The organism is Alistipes sp. 56_sp_Nov_56_25, from assembly GCF_001915285.1.
Taxonomy (GTDB): domain Bacteria; phylum Bacteroidota; class Bacteroidia; order Bacteroidales; family Rikenellaceae; genus Alistipes; species Alistipes shahii.
Genome location: NZ_MNQF01000003.1, coordinates 214,077 through 230,182 on the forward strand (window position 1 = coordinate 214,077; position 16,106 = coordinate 230,182).

At 60.2% G+C, this 16,106-nt stretch carries 14 protein-coding genes; 4 read left to right on the forward strand and 10 right to left on the reverse strand.

The features are described from left to right. Positions 1-27 precede the first annotated feature (27 nt). Together BHV64_RS02735 and dnaA are read right to left on the reverse strand one after the other, a co-directional pair. The gene (locus tag BHV64_RS02735; RefSeq protein WP_022062431.1) at positions 28-1,089 is read right to left on the reverse strand and encodes a redoxin domain-containing protein; all 1,062 of its coding nucleotides are present in this window, start codon (positions 1,087-1,089) and stop codon (positions 28-30) included. 92 nt (positions 1,090-1,181) lie between these two features. Then, positions 1,182-2,594 carry a chromosomal replication initiator protein DnaA gene (gene dnaA / locus BHV64_RS02740; protein ID WP_118406444.1) on the reverse strand — a complete coding sequence of 471 codons (1,413 nt, stop codon included), beginning with the start codon at positions 2,592-2,594 and terminating at the stop codon, positions 1,182-1,184. 226 nt (positions 2,595-2,820) lie between these two features. On the opposite strand from dnaA, the gene BHV64_RS02745 reads away from it, so the two are divergent. Both BHV64_RS02745 and BHV64_RS02750 read left to right on the forward strand, forming a co-directional pair. Next, positions 2,821-4,563, forward strand: a complete 1,743-nt coding sequence (locus BHV64_RS02745; RefSeq protein WP_015547729.1) for a phospho-sugar mutase — start codon at positions 2,821-2,823, stop codon at positions 4,561-4,563. Between the two features lie 123 nt (positions 4,564-4,686). Next, the gene (locus tag BHV64_RS02750) at positions 4,687-5,949 is read left to right on the forward strand and encodes a biopolymer transporter ExbD (RefSeq protein WP_195285623.1); all 1,263 of its coding nucleotides are present in this window, start codon (positions 4,687-4,689) and stop codon (positions 5,947-5,949) included. Between the two features lie 152 nt (positions 5,950-6,101). Here BHV64_RS02750 and BHV64_RS02755 read toward each other — a convergent pair whose 3' ends face one another. The 8 genes from BHV64_RS02755 to dapB form a co-directional block, all read right to left on the reverse strand. After that, complete coding sequence (locus BHV64_RS02755; RefSeq protein ID WP_015547726.1) at positions 6,102-6,422, reverse strand: nucleotide pyrophosphohydrolase; 321 nt, start codon at positions 6,420-6,422, stop codon at positions 6,102-6,104. 1 nt (position 6,423) lies between these two features. Further along, positions 6,424-7,071: an O-methyltransferase gene (locus tag BHV64_RS02760; protein ID WP_217727180.1), complete on the reverse strand. Its 648-nt coding sequence runs from the start codon at positions 7,069-7,071 to the stop codon at positions 6,424-6,426. Next, on the reverse strand, positions 7,072-7,665 hold the full coding sequence (locus BHV64_RS02765) for a type 1 glutamine amidotransferase family protein (RefSeq protein ID WP_217727183.1): 594 nt from the start codon (positions 7,663-7,665) through the stop codon (positions 7,072-7,074). It lies immediately after the preceding gene. Position 7,666: 1 nt separating this feature from the next. Continuing rightward, positions 7,667-8,881 carry a M16 family metallopeptidase gene (locus tag BHV64_RS02770; RefSeq protein WP_118406441.1) on the reverse strand — a complete coding sequence of 405 codons (1,215 nt, stop codon included), beginning with the start codon at positions 8,879-8,881 and terminating at the stop codon, positions 7,667-7,669. Between the two features lie 81 nt (positions 8,882-8,962). Next, on the reverse strand, positions 8,963-11,770 hold the full coding sequence (gene uvrA, locus BHV64_RS02775) for an excinuclease ABC subunit UvrA (protein ID WP_022062425.1): 2,808 nt from the start codon (positions 11,768-11,770) through the stop codon (positions 8,963-8,965). A gap of 355 nt (positions 11,771-12,125) precedes the next feature. Beyond that, positions 12,126-12,731 carry an IMPACT family protein gene (locus tag BHV64_RS02780; RefSeq protein WP_138266174.1) on the reverse strand — a complete coding sequence of 202 codons (606 nt, stop codon included), beginning with the start codon at positions 12,729-12,731 and terminating at the stop codon, positions 12,126-12,128. Between the two features lie 2 nt (positions 12,732-12,733). Beyond that, positions 12,734-14,086: a signal peptidase I gene (gene lepB / locus BHV64_RS02785; protein ID WP_147620753.1), complete on the reverse strand. Its 1,353-nt coding sequence runs from the start codon at positions 14,084-14,086 to the stop codon at positions 12,734-12,736. A gap of 41 nt (positions 14,087-14,127) precedes the next feature. Beyond that, the gene (dapB, locus tag BHV64_RS02790) at positions 14,128-14,889 is read right to left on the reverse strand and encodes a 4-hydroxy-tetrahydrodipicolinate reductase (protein ID WP_015547720.1); all 762 of its coding nucleotides are present in this window, start codon (positions 14,887-14,889) and stop codon (positions 14,128-14,130) included. 114 nt (positions 14,890-15,003) lie between these two features. On the opposite strand from dapB, the gene truA reads away from it, so the two are divergent. Both truA and BHV64_RS02800 read left to right on the forward strand, forming a co-directional pair. Further along, positions 15,004-15,783, forward strand: coding sequence for a tRNA pseudouridine(38-40) synthase TruA (truA, locus tag BHV64_RS02795; RefSeq protein ID WP_015547719.1), 780 nt, complete (start codon positions 15,004-15,006; stop codon positions 15,781-15,783). After that, complete coding sequence (locus tag BHV64_RS02800; RefSeq protein WP_015547718.1) at positions 15,780-15,968, forward strand: PLDc N-terminal domain-containing protein; 189 nt, start codon at positions 15,780-15,782, stop codon at positions 15,966-15,968. Before truA ends, BHV64_RS02800 begins: the two co-directional genes overlap by 4 nt. Positions 15,969-16,106: the final 138 nt, after the last annotated feature.

The window sequence follows — 16,106 nt, forward strand, 5'->3', positions numbered from 1 at the left end:
CCCGCTTTCGGGTTGGTTCATAGGCGGTCAGTCGAGCAGTTCGGAGAGTTTCTGCGCGAGGGCTTCGCCCCGCAGTTGTTTGGCTATGATCTTTTCCGTCGCACAGTCGATCAGGAAGCAGGAAGGGATGCCGCCCAGCGTATAGTCGCTCCACGCCTGTGTCTGGCGCGGGTGCAGACCGAATCCCTGATGAATCTGCGTCCAGCGCATGCCGTAGGTCTCGATGCATTCGAGCCATCGTTTGCGGTTGGCGTCGTAGGAGACGCCGAAGATGTCGAATCCCCGGCTGTGGTATTTCTCGTAAAGCGCAGCGAGGTTCGGGAACTCCGCCCGGCAAGGCCCGCACCAGAGGGCGCCGAAGTCGAGCAGCACGTAGCGGTTGCCCGGTTTACGGACTGTCGCGGCGAGTGAAACGGTATCCCCTTCGGGCGTCTGTCCCGTGATGTCGGCATAAGATGTTCCGACATCGGCGCGCATCCCGGCGATCGTCTTGCGCAGTCCGAGCAGGGCGGGATGCTTTTGAAATGCAGCCGGGAACGAATCCAATAATGGCAGAAGCTCGCGTCCGGGACGATTGGTCAGTAATTCGTTCTCCAGCAGGGATAGCGCCAGGGCGTTGCGGTTCTCGAGAACGACCGCGCGGAATAAACTGTCGCAGGCTTCGGCCGTACGCAGCGGGGAAAGGCCTTTTTGCCTCAACCCGGCGACTTTTTGCGGCAGTTCGTTCCTGAACTCGTTCTGCGGCGTTCCGGTCAGGATGAATTCGTCTTCATTGCGCTTTTCAACACGGATCTCGCCGGTTTCGAGGATGAAATCCGAGTCGCTGATTTGTTCTCCGTCGGCGCCTCGTCCCATATAGAGGAAGGCGCTCACCGGATAGGGCCAGCTTCCTTTCATTGCGAAGGACGAGTTGTCGATTCGCGCCGAGTCGATGATGGTCTCCGGGCCTCCGGCATAGGTGATGATGTACATGTATTTTCCGTCGGTAAACGCCGGGTCGCGGCCCGTAAGGGTGAATTTTACGGCTGTCGATTGGCTGCAACCCGCCAGAATCGCGGTTGCGGTGATGATCGAAAGGGGCTTTTTCATGGGTTTGAGGGTTAGTGACTCCAAATATACGAAAAAGTCGTGACATTGTCTGTCACGACCCTCTGTTTGTACCGACGGTATGTGTACCCAATTTATTGGGCGAGCACCTTTTTTTCGATCTCCTCGACCTGGCGGCGGAACGCCTTGTCGGTCTCGATCAGATTCGTCACGGCCTTGCACGAGTGGAGCACCGTGGCGTGGTTGCGGCCTCCGATGGCCGACCCGATCGTCGTCAGCGGCGCCTTGGTGTGCTGCTTGGCCAGATACATGGCGATCTGCCGGGCCTGGGCGATTTCGCGCGTGCGCTCCGTGGAGTTGAAGCGTGCGAAGTCCAGATTGAGGTATTCGCACACGACCTCGATGATGTGGTCGATGGTGATTTCCTTCTGGTAGAGCTTCACGTAGACCTTCAGAATCTCCTTGGCCAGCGACGTGGTGATCTTGCGTCCGAGGAACGAGGCGTTGGCCACCAGCGACGACAATGCGCCTTCGATTTCCCGCACGTTGGCCGAGATGTTGTCCGCCAGGTACGCCACCACGTCGTCCGTGATCTGCGCCCCGAGTTTCTGCGCCTTGGCGCGTATGATCTTGAGCTTCGTGTCGTAGTCCGGCGTGTTGAGCTGGGCCGACAGTCCCCATTTGAAACGGGTCAGCAGTCGCTGCTCGATGTCCTTCAACTCGACGGGCGGCTTGTCCGACGTGAGGATCAGCTGCTTGCCCGCCAGTTGCAGGTGGTTGAAGATGTTGAAAAACGCGTTCTGCGTACCGGTCTTTCCCGTCAACTCCTGGATGTCGTCGATGATCAGCACGTCGATCATCTGGTAGAAGTGGATGAAGTCGGGAATCTCGCCGTTCTTGTAGGCCGTCTGGAACTGCGCCTGGAACTTGTTCATCGAGACGTACAGCACCTGCAACTCCGGGTGGCGCTGGCGCACCTCGTGGCCGATCGACTGCACGATGTGGGTCTTTCCCAGCCCCGAATCCCCATATATATAAAGAGGATTGAAGGGGTTGTTTCCCGGGTTCACCGCTACGGACATGCCCGCCGAGCGGGCCAGCCGGTTGCACTCGCCCTCGATGAAGGTCGCGAACGTGAGGTTCGGATTCAGCTGCGGATCGACGATAAGCTTCTTGACACCCGGAATTACAAAAGGATTTTTTATATTTGCGGTGTTGGTCTGCGCATTGAAACGCGAGATGGCTGTCGTGTCGGCGTCGGCCGCTACGGGAACCGCCGGAGCCGTCGCACGGGGCACGGCGTAGTGCAGTCTCGTCTGCTGCCCGTAGAGCTGCGAGATGATCGGTTTGAGGAACGGGATGTAGTTCTTCTCGATTTGGCGGACGTAGCTTTCGTTGGGAACCCTCAAGCGAAGCGTCGTGCCGTCGAATTCGAGCGGGACGATGGGCTGAAACCACTTTTCGAACTCCTCGGCGGAGGTCCGGGCCTTGATCTGGTCCAAGCAGTTTTGCCATATATCGCTATATGTCCGTGTGTTGTTTAACATGACAGAGGGTTGCACTATTTTTGATGTGACAAAGTTGTGAATAATTTTGCAAAAAGATTCTCGATTTTATGTTGCAGTTCTCCTTTTTTTGTATATAGAAAAACAACGGTTTCCGGGGTCTCAATTTTAACTCCCTGATAGTGAATTATCGAATTTTATTTCGTATATTTGCATATAATTTTTTTGGGACTTCCGAAGTCAAACTATAAATAAAACTAATAAACTTATGGCAAACGAATTGGAACAATTGGTTCTGAAAAAAGCCCAGAGTTGGCTCGACGGCCACTATGACGAGGCGACGAAAAAGCAGGTCAAATACCTGATGGACAACGATATGAAAGAGCTTGTCGAGAGTTTCTACAAAGACCTCGAATTCGGTACGGGCGGCCTGCGCGGCATCATGGGCGTGGGTTCCAACCGCATGAACGTCTATACGGTGGGCGCCGCCACGCAGGGTCTTTCGAACTACCTGAAGAAGAACTTCGCGGGCGAGCGGGTGCGTGTGGCCGTGGCCCACGACAGCCGCAACAATTCGCGCATGTTCGCCGAGCGTGTGGCCGATATTTTCGCCTCGAACGGGTTTCAGGTTTTTCTGTTCGACGCGCTCCGGCCGACGCCGGAATTGAGCTTCGCCATCCGCGAACTGAAGTGTCATTCGGGCGTGGTCGTCACGGCCTCGCACAACCCCAAGGAGTACAACGGTTACAAGGCCTACTGGACCGACGGGGCGCAGGTCACCGAGCCGCACGACAAGAACATTATCGCCGAGGTTGCGAAGATCACCGACGTGGATATGATCGAGACGGGCAAAAATCCCGAAAATATCACCATCCTCGACGAGAAGTTCGATGAAATCTATTTAAATAAGGTGCACGAACTCTCGCTTTCGCCCGAAAGCGTGAAGAAGCACCACGACATGAAGATCGTCTATTCGCCGATGCACGGTGCGGGCGTGCGGCTGGTTCCGGCGTCGCTGAAGAAATTCGGCTTCACGAACGTGATCATGGTGAAGGAGCAGGCTGTCATCGACGGCGACTTCCCCACCGTCGAGTCTCCCAACCCCGAGGAGCGCAAGACGATGGCGATGGCCATTGATTTGGCCGCGAAGGAGGGTGCCGACCTGGTTCTGGCCACCGATCCCGATTCGGACCGCATCGGCGTGGCGCTGCGCAACAAGAAGGGCGAATACGTGCTGCTGAACGGCAACCAGACCCTCGTGCTGCTGTTGAGCTACCAGCTGACCCGCTGGGCCGAGCGCGGCGAGCTGGACGGCAACCAGTATGTCGTGAAGACCATCGTCACCTCGCAGATGGCCAACGCCGTGGCCGAGCATTTCAAGGTGAAGTGCTACGACTGCCTCACGGGCTTCAAGTATATCGCCAAGATCATTCGCGAGAACGAGGGCAAAGCCAAGTACATCGGCGGCGGCGAAGAGTCGTTCGGTTACCTGGCGGGCGACTACGTGCGTGACAAGGACGCCGTGTCGGCCTGCTCGCTGGCCGCCGAGGCCGCCGCATGGGCGATGGATACGATGGGCCTGACGCTCTACGAGTGGTTGCAGGAACTCTACGTGAAATACGGTTTCTACCGCGAGGGCCTCGTTTCGGTGGTCCGCAAGGGCAAGGAGGGCGCCGAGCTGATCCAGAAGATGATGGTCGACTTCCGCGCCAATCCGCCCAAGGCGATCCTCGGTTCCGAGGTGGTGAAGATCAACGATTTCCAGACGCTCGAAACGCTCGACGTGAAGACCGGCGCGAAGACCGCCATCGAGCAGGACCGCAGCAACGTGCTGCAATGGTTCACCGCCGACGGCACGGCCGTTTCGGTGCGTCCCTCGGGCACGGAGCCTAAAATCAAGTTCTACTTCGGCGTGAAGGCGCCGCTGGCTTCGGTCGCCGATTTCGACAAGACGCTGGCTGAACTCGACGCCAAGATCGAAGGCATCAAGAAAGACCTCAAGCTGGAGTAGCCCCCTGCTTTCGGGGCGGTTCCGTCCCGCCGATACCTCCGAACGATCCCGTTCGGAGGTATTTTTTTGTTCCGGGGCGTTCCGGGCGTTTGCACGGCCCCGAAAAGGGCTGGCTCCGCGGGCATGAAATCGCCTTTGCTCTATATTCTCGAAGTGCTCTTTTGCAGCGGACTGCTCCTGGCGTTCTACCGCCTGCTGCTGGTCCGCAAGGTTTCATTCAGGGCCTGCCGCCGCTATCTGGTCGCTGCCGTATTTCTCTCGGCGGTCATCCCGGCGCTCGACATTCCGCTCTACCCTGCCCGGACGGTGGTCTATCCGCTGCCGCTGATTGCCGCGCCCCCGGCTGAAAACTTCGTGCAGACGACCGGGGAGCTTCCCGTTGCCGTTCCGGTCGTCCCATCCGGCTGGCGGCGCATATTGCGCCCGATGGCTGTGGGTGGCTATCTGACGGCGGTGTTTCTGTCGCTTGGGTTTCTTGCGGTCCGCATGGTCGGAATTCGCCGTCTGCGGCGACGGTCGCGTCTGACCGATTGCGGGGCGTACACCCTTGCCGAGCATCCGCAGATCGCCACTCCCTTTTCGTTCCTGCGCACGGTTTTCCTGGGCGGAGGATACGAAGGTCGCCGGCGCATGATCGTTCTCTGCCATGAAGCGGGTCATGTCCGTCACCGCCATTCGGCGGAACGCATCGCCGTCGAGCTGGTCCGCAGTCTCTTTTGGTTCAATCCGTTCGTCTGGATTGCCGGGCGGTGGTTGCAGGAGGTGCACGAATGGGAGGCCGACCGCGACGTGCTCGACGCCGGTTACGACCTTACCGAATACAGAACGGTTATTTTTCACCAACTCTTCGGCCATAATCCGGATATAGCCTGCGGGTTGAATCATTCACTCACCAAAAAACGATTTGCCATGATGACCCAATTCAGAAAACGCCGTTTCGCCGTGCTGCGGCTCGGTGCCGCCATTCCCGTGGTGGCAGCAATGATGATGCTTTGCAGTTTTACCGTCAAAACTCCTCTTCCGGCAGCCGGGGATCCGGACCGGCCGACCGTTACGGTACATATTTCCTCCGGCGGAAAGATTCTCTTCAACGGCCGTCCTGTGACGGTCGGGGATCTGGAGCGGCTGATCGCCGCCGAACGCGAAAAACTCTCCGAAGCCGACCGTGCGCAGATGGAGGTGGTTCTGCGGGCCGACAAAGATGCTCCTATGGCCGATTTGGCCGACGTGATGGACGCGTCGCGCCGTGCGCATGCCTTTCGTCTCAAACTGACTGCGGAAGCTTCCGATCCCGGCATCGTGCGGATGCTTCCGCCCGATCCCCTGCGCCTGCCTGCCGACAGCGCGGATTATGCTTTGCCCGCGACGAACCGCAACGACAGGTAATTGCCCGCGCCGTGCCGTTGAAACTGACCGAACCGAGACGCTGATCCCTCCCCTGATGCCATAAGCGGGAAATGCCCCATACGACGGCCAAAGCCGCCGCATGGGGCGTTTTTACGGCTTCGGGCCGGGGCTTTGCCGCGGTCGGCGGCGTTTTATAACTTGGGGTTGCCGCGGTGACGCTCCTTGTCGCGGGCGGTCTTTTTGGCGAAATTGGCCTCGACGGCCGCCGTGAGGTCCACGCCCGTCTGGTTGGCCAGGCACACCAGCACCCACAGCACGTCGGCCATTTCGTCGGCGAGGTTCTCCTTTTCGCCCGCCTTGAACGACTGGTCGCCGTATTTGCGGGCCATCACGCGGGCCAGCTCCCCCACCTCTTCGGTCAGGCAGGCCATGTTGGTCAGTTCCGAGAAGTAGCGCACGCCGTATTCCCGGATCCAGGCGTCTACGCGCTCCTGCAATTCCTTGATTTCCATCTTATTTTACTCTTATCAGATTCAGCCCGTCGCGCAGCGGGACGATGACGTTCTCCACCCGTGCGTCTTCGACGACCATGCGGTTGAATTCGAGGAGCGCCTGCGTGTGGCGGTCGTTGTGCGCCACGGGCTGCACGACCTTCCCTGACCAGAGGATGTTGTCGGCGATCAGCACCGATCCGCTGTGAACAAGCGCCTTACTGCCGTCGTCGCCCATCAGCATCCGGTAATAGGCCGGATATTCGCGTTTGTCGCCGTCGATGAACACGAGGTCGAATTCGCCGCCCAGTTTCGGGGCGATGTCGAGCGCCGAGCCGATGTGCAGGCGGATTTTGCCGCCGTGGGGGCTGCGGTCGAAATACGATCGGATGAACTCTTCCAGCTCGTCGTCCACCTCGACGGTGTGCAGTTCGGCCCCTTCCTCCAGCCCCGCGGCCATCGAGAGCGCCGAGTAACCCGTGAAGGTCCCGATTTCGAGCGCCCGCCGGGGCCGCAGCATCCGTACGAGCATCTCCAGCAGACGGCCCTGAATGTGCCCCGAGATCATTCGCGGCGCCACGGCCCGTAGGTTGGTCTCGCGGTCGAGTTCGTGCAGCAGCTTCTCCTCGGGTTCCGAAAAATCGTGGACGTATTTTTCGAGAGCGTCCATCTATTCCTGATAAAATCCGTGTTTGTTGAAGGCGTACGATGCGGCGATTTGCTCCGGCGTGTCGGCTTCGAGCGCGAGCAGGCATTCGCGCGTGAATTCCAGATACCCCGAGCCGTTGGCCGTCACGACGTTGCCGTCGCGCACGGCCTGCCGCTCCTGGTAGAGTTTCTCGCCCGTGTAGTTCGCGCCGCCCCATTCGCGAAGCATTTCGAGGCCGTTTCCGGTGTGCCTTACGCCGTTCAGGAATCCGTGGGCCGCGAGGAACGATGCGGCGTTGCAGATCGCACCGACGAGAATCCCGTGCGACAGGGCCTCCCTTACCAGCGGGACGATCCGTTCGGTTTCGGGCGTCGCCCAGCTCATACCGCCGACGAGGATCAGCCCGGCGCAGTCGTCCGGCAGCGTCTCCGTATCGCAGTCGGGGGTGAGGGTCATGCCGCCGATCGAGCGTACGGGAACTCCCCCGGGCGTCGCATACCGCACGGCGTGGCGTCCCGGGCGTCCCGGCATAATGCCGCCGCGAAGCGCTGGGGCGAGGAATGCCGACTCCCAGTCGGCGAATTGGTCGAGTAATACGAACAATACGGTTTTCATCTTATTTGTAGATTAATCGTGACATATCCGAAAAAACCTCCTCGGCCACCTCCGTGAGCTGCCGGGCCGTCAGGGCGCGGACCTTGGCGTAGACCTGCTCCATGGTGTCGATGCCGTCGTGGACGAGCAGGCTTTTGCCCGCCCCGAGCATGTAGCTTTCGTTGCTTTCGCTCGATATGGCCAGCTGGGCGATGAACTGTTTCTTGGCCATCGACAGCTGGCGTGCCGTCAGCGGCACGGTGCGCAGTTTGTGCAACTGTCCTTCGATCAGCTCGATGCACTGCTCCGCGTTGCTGTGGTCCGAACTGAAATAGATGGCCACGATGCCCGTGTCGCCGTAGGGCGTGTAGCTGGCTTCGATGTTGTACGAAAGTCCGTTCTTCTCGCGCACCACGATGTTGAGCAGCGAGTTGGCGCACGGACCTCCGAGAATGTTCGTCACGAGGGCCAGCGGCAGCCGCCGATCCTCCGAGATGCCGAATGCCCGGCTGCCGATGATGCAGTGGGTCTGGTGCGTGTGCTTCGAGACCGTCTTTTCGAAGGCCCGGTAAGGCGCGGGCGCAGCGCGCACGAAGCCGCGCTGCGAGGCGGGCTGCGAGGCGAAATAGCGTGCCGCGACGGCTTCGGCGGTCTTGGCCGAGAAGTTGCCGATCGACGAGAATACCATCTGGTCGGTGGTGTGCGTGCGTGCCGTGAAGGCGCGGATCGCCTGGCCGTCGTAGCGCATCAGCGACGCCTTGCGGCCCAGGATGTTGTGGCCCAGTTCCGAACCTTCGAACAGCATGTCCTCGAAGGTGTCGTAGATCAGGTCGGCGGGCGAATCCTTGTAGGTGTTGATCTCGTCGACGATCACCTCCTTTTCGCGCTCCAGCTCCCGGTCGGGGAACGTCGAGCGGAAAGCGATGTCGGCGATCAGCTCCGCGGCCTTCGCGAAGTCGCCCTTCAGCGTCGTGGCGTGAATCGTCGTGTCCTCCTTGGTGGTGAAGGCGTTCAGCTCCCCGCCGAGGTTTTCCAGGCGGCAGTTGACCTGCCATGCCTTGCGTCGCTCGGTCCCCTTGAAAAAGGCGTGCTCCGTCAGGTGCGCCAGTCCGTACTCTGCGGGATGCTCGTCGCGGCTCCCGGCGCCGATCACCAGCGCGCAGTGCGCCACGGTGTTTCGCACCTGACGGTGAATGCCGCGGATGCCGTTGGGGAGTGTATAGGTAGAGAATTCCATTCAATTGAAAATTAAAGATTAAAAATGAAAAATTGGGCTGTGCGGCTATTTTTGCACATGTGTACGACAATTCTTAATTTTTCATTTTTCATTCTTCATTATTTTTGCGCGCATGCGCAAAAATTTGCCCGTATGGCTTTCGGTGCACTTTTCCAGTTCGCGCGGCGTGCCTTCGAACACGACCCGTCCGCCCGCCGTGCCCGCCTCGGGGCCGAGGTCCACGATCCAGTCGGCGCATTTGATGATGTCCATGTTGTGCTCGACGACGACGATCGTGTGTCCGCGCTGGATCAGGGCGTTGAACGCCGCGAGCAGTTTCGAGATGTCGTGGAAGTGCAGCCCCGTCGTCGGCTCGTCGAAGATGAACATGACGCCTCCCTGCGCCGAATCCTTCGTCAGGAACGAAGCCAGCTTCACGCGCTGGCTCTCGCCGCCCGAGAGGGTCGACGACGACTGTCCTAACTTGATGTATCCCAGACCCACGTCCTGCAACGGTTGCAGCCGCTCGACGATGCGCCGGCAGGTGGCGTTCTTCTTGCTTTCCTCGCCGAAGAAGGCGATGGCGTCGTCCACGGTCATTTCCAGTACGTCGTAGATCGACTTGCCGCGGTATTTCACTTCGAGCACCTCGTCGCGGAAACGTCGCCCGCCGCACGCCTCGCAGACCAGTTCCACGTCGGCCATGAACTGCATCGAGACCTTGATCATGCCCTCGCCCTGGCACTCCTCGCAACGGCCTCCGGCGATGTTGAACGAGAAGGCCGAAGCGCCCAGCCCGTTGTGCTGGGCATAGGGCTGGTCCGAAAAGAGTTTCCGGATTTCGTCGTAGGCCTTGATGTAGGTCACGGGATTCGAACGCGACGACTTGCCGATGGGGTTCTGGTCGACCATCTCGACCGATTTGAGCAGCTGCACGTCGCCCGTCAGGCCGTCGAAATCGCCGGGTTTCACGCCCGTGTCGTAGAGCAGGCGCCGCAGCGCCGGGTAGAGGATTCCCTTCGCCAGCGACGATTTTCCCGAGCCGCTGACGCCCGTGATGCAGGTCATCACCCCCAACGGAATCCGCACGTCGACATTGCGCAGGTTGTTCTCCCGCGCGCCTTTGACGGTTATCGAGTTGCTCCAACCGCGGGCGGTTGCCGGAACGGCGATCTCGCGCCGCCCCGTGAGGTAGTCGGCCGTGAGGCTCTTTTTGCTTTTCAGCAGTTGGGGCAGCGTGCCGCTGAAGACCACTTCGCCGCCGTTGTAACCGGCCTTGGGTCCGATGTCGACGATCCAGTCCGCGGCGCGGATCACCTCCTCCTCGTGCTCCACGACGATCACCGTGTTGCCCAGGTCGCGCAGCTGTTTCAATACGCCGATCAGGCGGTTCGTGTCGCGCGGATGAAGCCCGATCGACGGTTCGTCGAGGATGTAGAGCGAACCGGTGAGGTTGCTGCCCAGCGAGGTCGAGAGGTTGATGCGCTGGCTCTCGCCGCCCGAGAGGGTCGACGACAGGCGGTCGAGCGTCAGGTAGCCCAGCCCCACGTCGGCGAGGTATTGCAGGCGGTTGCGGATTTCGACGAGGATGCGCGACGCCGTTTTCGTGTCGTGTTCGTCGAGTTCCAGCCCTGCGAAGAAGGCGATCAGGGAGTCCACGGGCATCGCCACCAGATCGGCGATCGTCTTGCCGCCGACGCGTACGTACAACGCCTCTTTGCGCAGGCGCGAGCCGCCGCATTCGGGACAGGCGGTCTTGCCTGTGTAGCGGGCCTTCATCACGCGGAACTGGATTTTGCGCCGCTCCGAGTCGATGTATTCGAAAAATTCGTCGAGTCCGTGGAAATATTCGTTACCGCGCCACAGCAGCCGTTTCTGCTCGGGCGTCAGTTCGTGGAACGGCGTGTGGATCGGGAATCCGAACTTCGAGGCGTTCTCCACGAGCTGCTGCTTCCATTTGCGCATCGTCTCGCCCCTCCAGCAGGCCACGGCGTCCTCGTAAATGGTCTTGCTCTTGTCGGGGATCACCAGGTCCTCGTCGATGCCGATCACCTTGCCGTAGCCCTCGCACCGGGGGCAGGCCCCCAGCGGGTTGTTGAAGCTGAAGAGGTGTTCCGAGGGGCGTTCGAACTCGATGCCGTCGGCCTCGAAGCGCGACGAGAACTCCCGTACGCCCTCGTCCGTGACGATTTCGCAGATGCCCCCGCCGTAGGAGAAGGCGCGGGCCACCGAGTCGCGGATGCGGGTCTGCGAGTCCTCGTCCGTCGCTACGCGCATGCGGTCGACGACGATCCGGATTTCGTCGGCCCGGGTGTCGGGACCGATTCCGGGCAGCACGTCCTCGATCAGCCGCACCTCGCCGCCCGTGTAGACCCGCATGAGGCCCTCCGAGAGCAGCAGTGTCAGTTTTTCGATGATCCCCTGCCCTTCGCCCAATACCAGCGGTGCGCCGATGACCACGCGCTGTCCGTCGCGGGCGAGAATCCGGGCCGCCACGTCATCCACGCTGAAGCAGCGCACCTCCTGCCCCGAGACGGGCGAAAAGGTGTGCCCCGCGCGGGCGAACAGCAGTTTGAGGTAGTCGTAGATCTCGGTCGTCGTGCCCACGGTCGAACGGGGGTTGCGCGTGTTGACCTTCTGCTCGATGGCGATGGCCGGCGCGATGCCCGTGATGATGTCCACGTCGGGTTTGTTGATCTTCCCGAGGAACTGCCGGGCGTAGGCCGAGAGGCTCTCGACGTAGCGGCGCTGCCCCTCGGCGAAAATCGTGTCGAAGGCCAGCGTCGACTTGCCCGAGCCGGAGAGTCCCGTCACGACGACGAGTTTGTTGTGCGGAATTTCGACCTCGATGTTGCGGAGGTTGTGGACCCGCGCTCCTTTGATATATATGGAGTTTTCGTGTTCTTTCATGTTACAAATATTCCAATCCGCTTTTCCGAGTGTTTCACACTCGCCGTTATGTACCTTTTGGTGGTAAAAGGCGCCCAAAACCATTCGCATGCCGTTCTGGCGGGAGTGCCCTCGGATCCGCGCTGAGCGGGCGCAGTAAGATCGGGTTTACGGCGCAAAAACACGCGCCGTTTAGGCTGTGGCGGCTCGGCAAACAGCAAGCTGTCTGCCCTCGCCTGCGGACGCCTTTACAGCCCCCCCCCGCTCCGGGCGCGCGTTTCCTCGGTCTCTCTTTTTCCGTTGCGAACGATAATGCGGATTTTTTTCCGTCAAAAACGGAGCTGACCCGCAAATATTCCAATCCGTTGTTCGTATTTCATTCCGCTTCGTCCCGAACCGAGCCGCCGGCTTTGCGCAATTTTTCGATAAGCTCCGCTGCGCGGCTTTCGCGGATCGCGAGCCGCATCGTGCAGAGGTTGTCGAAGGTCTGCTCCTCGATGCGCGGCTGCTGCTCCTTGACGACCCGCATGATGGCGTTCATCGCCACATAGGGGAAATCCACCCGCACCGTGCGGTCCACCGTCAGCTCCACGATTTCGGCCGCCGCGATGGCCTCGGCCGCCGACTCCCGGTAGGCGGCGATCAGCCCCGGAACCCCCAGTTTCGTGCCGCCGAAATAGCGGACCACGACCACCAGGCAGTCCGTGATGTCGTTCGAGAGCAGTTGTCCGAGGATCGGTTTTCCGGCCGTTCCCGAGGGTTCCCCGTCGTCGTTGGCGCGGAACGCCTCGCCGCGGGGTCCCAGCCGCCAGGCGTAACAGTGATGCGTGGCGTCGTAATACCGTTTGCGCAGCGCGTCGAGCCGTTCGCGGATCTCCTCCTCCGTGCGCACGGGATAAATCCAGGAGAGGAACTTGCTGCTCCGCTCCCGGCAGGCGGCTTCGGCGGGGGCCGCGACGGTTCTGTAACTGTCGCCGGCCACGTCTACCGAACCTTTCTGAAGAGCCGTTCCCAGCGGATGTTCGCGGGGAAACTCTTTTCCGCATCGAGCGACAGCCATACGAACGACGCCTTGCCCACGATGTGGTCCTCGGGCACGAAGCCCCAGAAACGCGAGTCGGCCGAGTTGTGGCGGTTGTCGCCCATCATCCAGTAGTAATTCATCGCGAAGGTGTACTCCGTCGCCTCTTTGCCGTCGATCACGATGCGTCCGTCGCGCTCTTCGAGCGTGTGCCCTTCGTAGGCCTCGATGATGCGGCGGAAGAGCGGCAGGTTCTCCGCTGTGAGCTGCACCGTGTCGCCCTTCTTCGGAATCCAGATCGGGCCGTAGTTGTCCTGGCTCCAGCGGGGAGCGCCCCACTGCGGGAACACCTCGTCGTTGGGGGTGTAGATATAGCGGTTGACCGAAATGACGTTGCTCAAGCCCCTGACCTTCTCGGCGAGTTCGTCCGTGAGGTTCATGTAGTAGCCCGAGCCGTAACCGCTGTACTCCCGGATTCCGAGGTTGTCGATGGCGTACTGCGTGAAGGGGGCCGAGGTCTGCACCACGTAGTTGTATTGCAGTCCGGGTATCGCCTCCTGCGGTTCGCCGTTGACCCACACCTTTCCGTTGCGGACTTCGAGCGAGTCGCCCGGAAGCCCCACGCAGCGTTTGATGTAGTTCTCGCGTTTGTCGACCGGGCGGCTGATCACCGTGTATTTTTCGTTGAGGCGTTTGCGTCCCTCCTCCTTGCCGAATGACTCCTCGAAGCTGCGCAGCGTGTCGTAATAGGTCACGTTCTGGTTTTCGAGCAGCACCGTGTCGCCCGCCGGGAAGTTGAAGACCACCACGTCGTTGCGGCGTATCGGCTTGAGCCCCTTGAGGCGGTGGTAGGGCCACTTGATCGCCTCGGAGAACGATTTCTTGGTCTGCGAGAAGGGCATCGTGTGGTGTACGAAGGGGAACGACAGCGGCGTGTTGGGCATCTGCGGTCCGTAAGCCACCTTGCTCACGTAGAGATAGTCGCCGATGAGCAGCGTCCGCTCCATCGACGAGGTGGGGATGACGTACATCTGGAAGACGAAGAGATGCACCAGCGTCGCCACGACCGTCGCGAAGATGATGGCGTTGACCCATTCGTACACCGTGCGGTAGGTTTTGCTGCGCTGGCACATCTTCACGTTGTGGCTCCAGACGTAGCGGTAGAAGAACTTCGTGATGTAGAGGTCGAAGATGACCGGCAGTCCCAGCAGCAGCCAGAGGTTGCCCGTCCAGACCACGAACCAGAGCGTATAAAGCAATGCGGCCAGCGTGAAACCGACCCATTTGTTGCGTAGCAAGTTTTTGATTTTACCCATGCGGAAAGCCCCGATTTTAATTGTGAATTATGAATTGTGAATTATGCATTGCGCAGCAGGTCGTCCATCGAGTAGACCCCTTGTTTTCCGCAGAGGAATTCGGCGGCCACGACGGCTCCCAGGGCCAGCGTGCGGCGGTTCTTGATCGTGTGTCTGATCTCCAGCACGTCATCCTCCGATTCGTAGGTCACGGTGTGGATGCCCGGGACGGCGCCTTTGCGCACGGAGCGGATTTCGATCCGGTCGGCGGGCGCCTCTCCGCTGCGTTCGATGCGGTTGGCGGCGTGTTCGATTCCCGGAGCCAGGTTGACCCAGCCCTGCTTGCCGGCGAGGTTTTCGGCGATTCCCTCGGCCAGCGTGATTGCCGTGCCGCTCGGGGCGTCCTTCTTCTGGGTGTGGTGCACCTCCTCGATGCGCACGTCGTAGCCGCCCACGCGGTCGATCATCGCGGCCAGCTGCCGGTTGAGGCGGAACATCAGGTTCACGCCCAGACAGTAGTTCGAGGCGTAGAACAACGCCCCGCCCCGCTCGCGGCACAGCTCCTGCAACTCCCCGAGGCGGTCGGTCCAGCCCGTCGTGCCGCTCACCGCCGCCACGCCGCATTCGATGCAGGTGCGGATGTTCCGGTAGGCCGTTTCGGGCGTCGTGAACTCCAGCGCGACGTCGATGCCCGCCAGATGTGCGGCGTCGAGTTCGTGCGCGTTGTCCGTGTCGATAATCAGAGCCGCTTCGTGCCCTCTTTCCGTGAGAATCCGTTCGATTTCGCGGCCCATCTTGCCGTATCCTATGATCGCTGCTTTCATTTGTTTTGTCGAAATATTCGTACAAAGATACGAATTATTTATGAATCTAAACGCAGGAGAGCGTACAATAGTATTCTGGAATTTCGTATATTTGCCGGACAAATCATTTCCGGTATGCGCTATTTTCTCGAACTCCGGTACAACGGGGCCGCCTACTGCGGCTGGCAGCGGCAGCCCGACCAGCCGTCGGTGCAGCAGACGCTCGAACGGGCGCTCGCTACCCTGCTGCGCGAACCGGTTGCTCTGACGGGCGCCGGGCGTACCGACACGGGGGTCAATGCGGCCTATTACGTGGCGCACTTCGACTGCGAACGTCCCGTCGCCGATCCTGCGCAGACGGTCTACAAACTCAATTTCCTGCTGCCGGGCGACATTGCCGTGGGCAGCATGACGCCCGTGGCGGAGGATGCACACGCCCGCTTCCACGCCCGCGAACGGGAGTACCGCTACTTCATCGAGCCGCGCAAGAATCCCTTTACGCGGCACGAGACGTGGCAGTATTACGTGCCGCTCGACGTCGGGCGGATGAACGAGGCGGCGGCGATGCTGACCGCGTACGACGACTTCACCTCTTTCGCCAAGCTCAATTCGAACAACAAGACCAACATCTGCCGTGTGAAGGAGGCCGTCTGGACGATCGACTCCCGCGGCACGATGTGTTTCACGATCCGTGCGGACCGGTTTTTGCGGAATATGGTGCGGTCGCTGGTAGGCACGCTGGTCGACGTGGGGCGCGGACGTTACACGCCCGACGGGTTCCGCTCGATCGTCGAGAGCCGCGACCTGTCGCGGTCGAGCGCCGGCGCGCCGGCCCAGGGGTTGTTTCTCTCGGACGTGGTTTACCCGGCGGACATATTCGAACATCAATGTTTCTCTAAATTCAAAATGTTATGATTGGAACGATTGTTTGGCTGATCGGCCTCGTGTGCGCAATCTGGTGCGTGCTGGACATTTTCAAAAAGAACATCTCCACGGGCGGAAAGGTCATCGCGGCGGTCGTGGTGCTGCTCACCAGCTGGGTGGGGCTTGCGGTCTACTACTTCTACGGCCGCGACCATTTGCAGGAGTGGTTCAAATAACCGTCCTGTGCAGGCGAAAACATGCGGCGGACCCCACAGAGGTGCGGGATTAAAGTAATGTAACGACTTGATTTATATGGTAGTTACATTTTTGTATAGGAGAGTAGGTAACGAGAAGGCAACGGTTTGTTTTCAGCT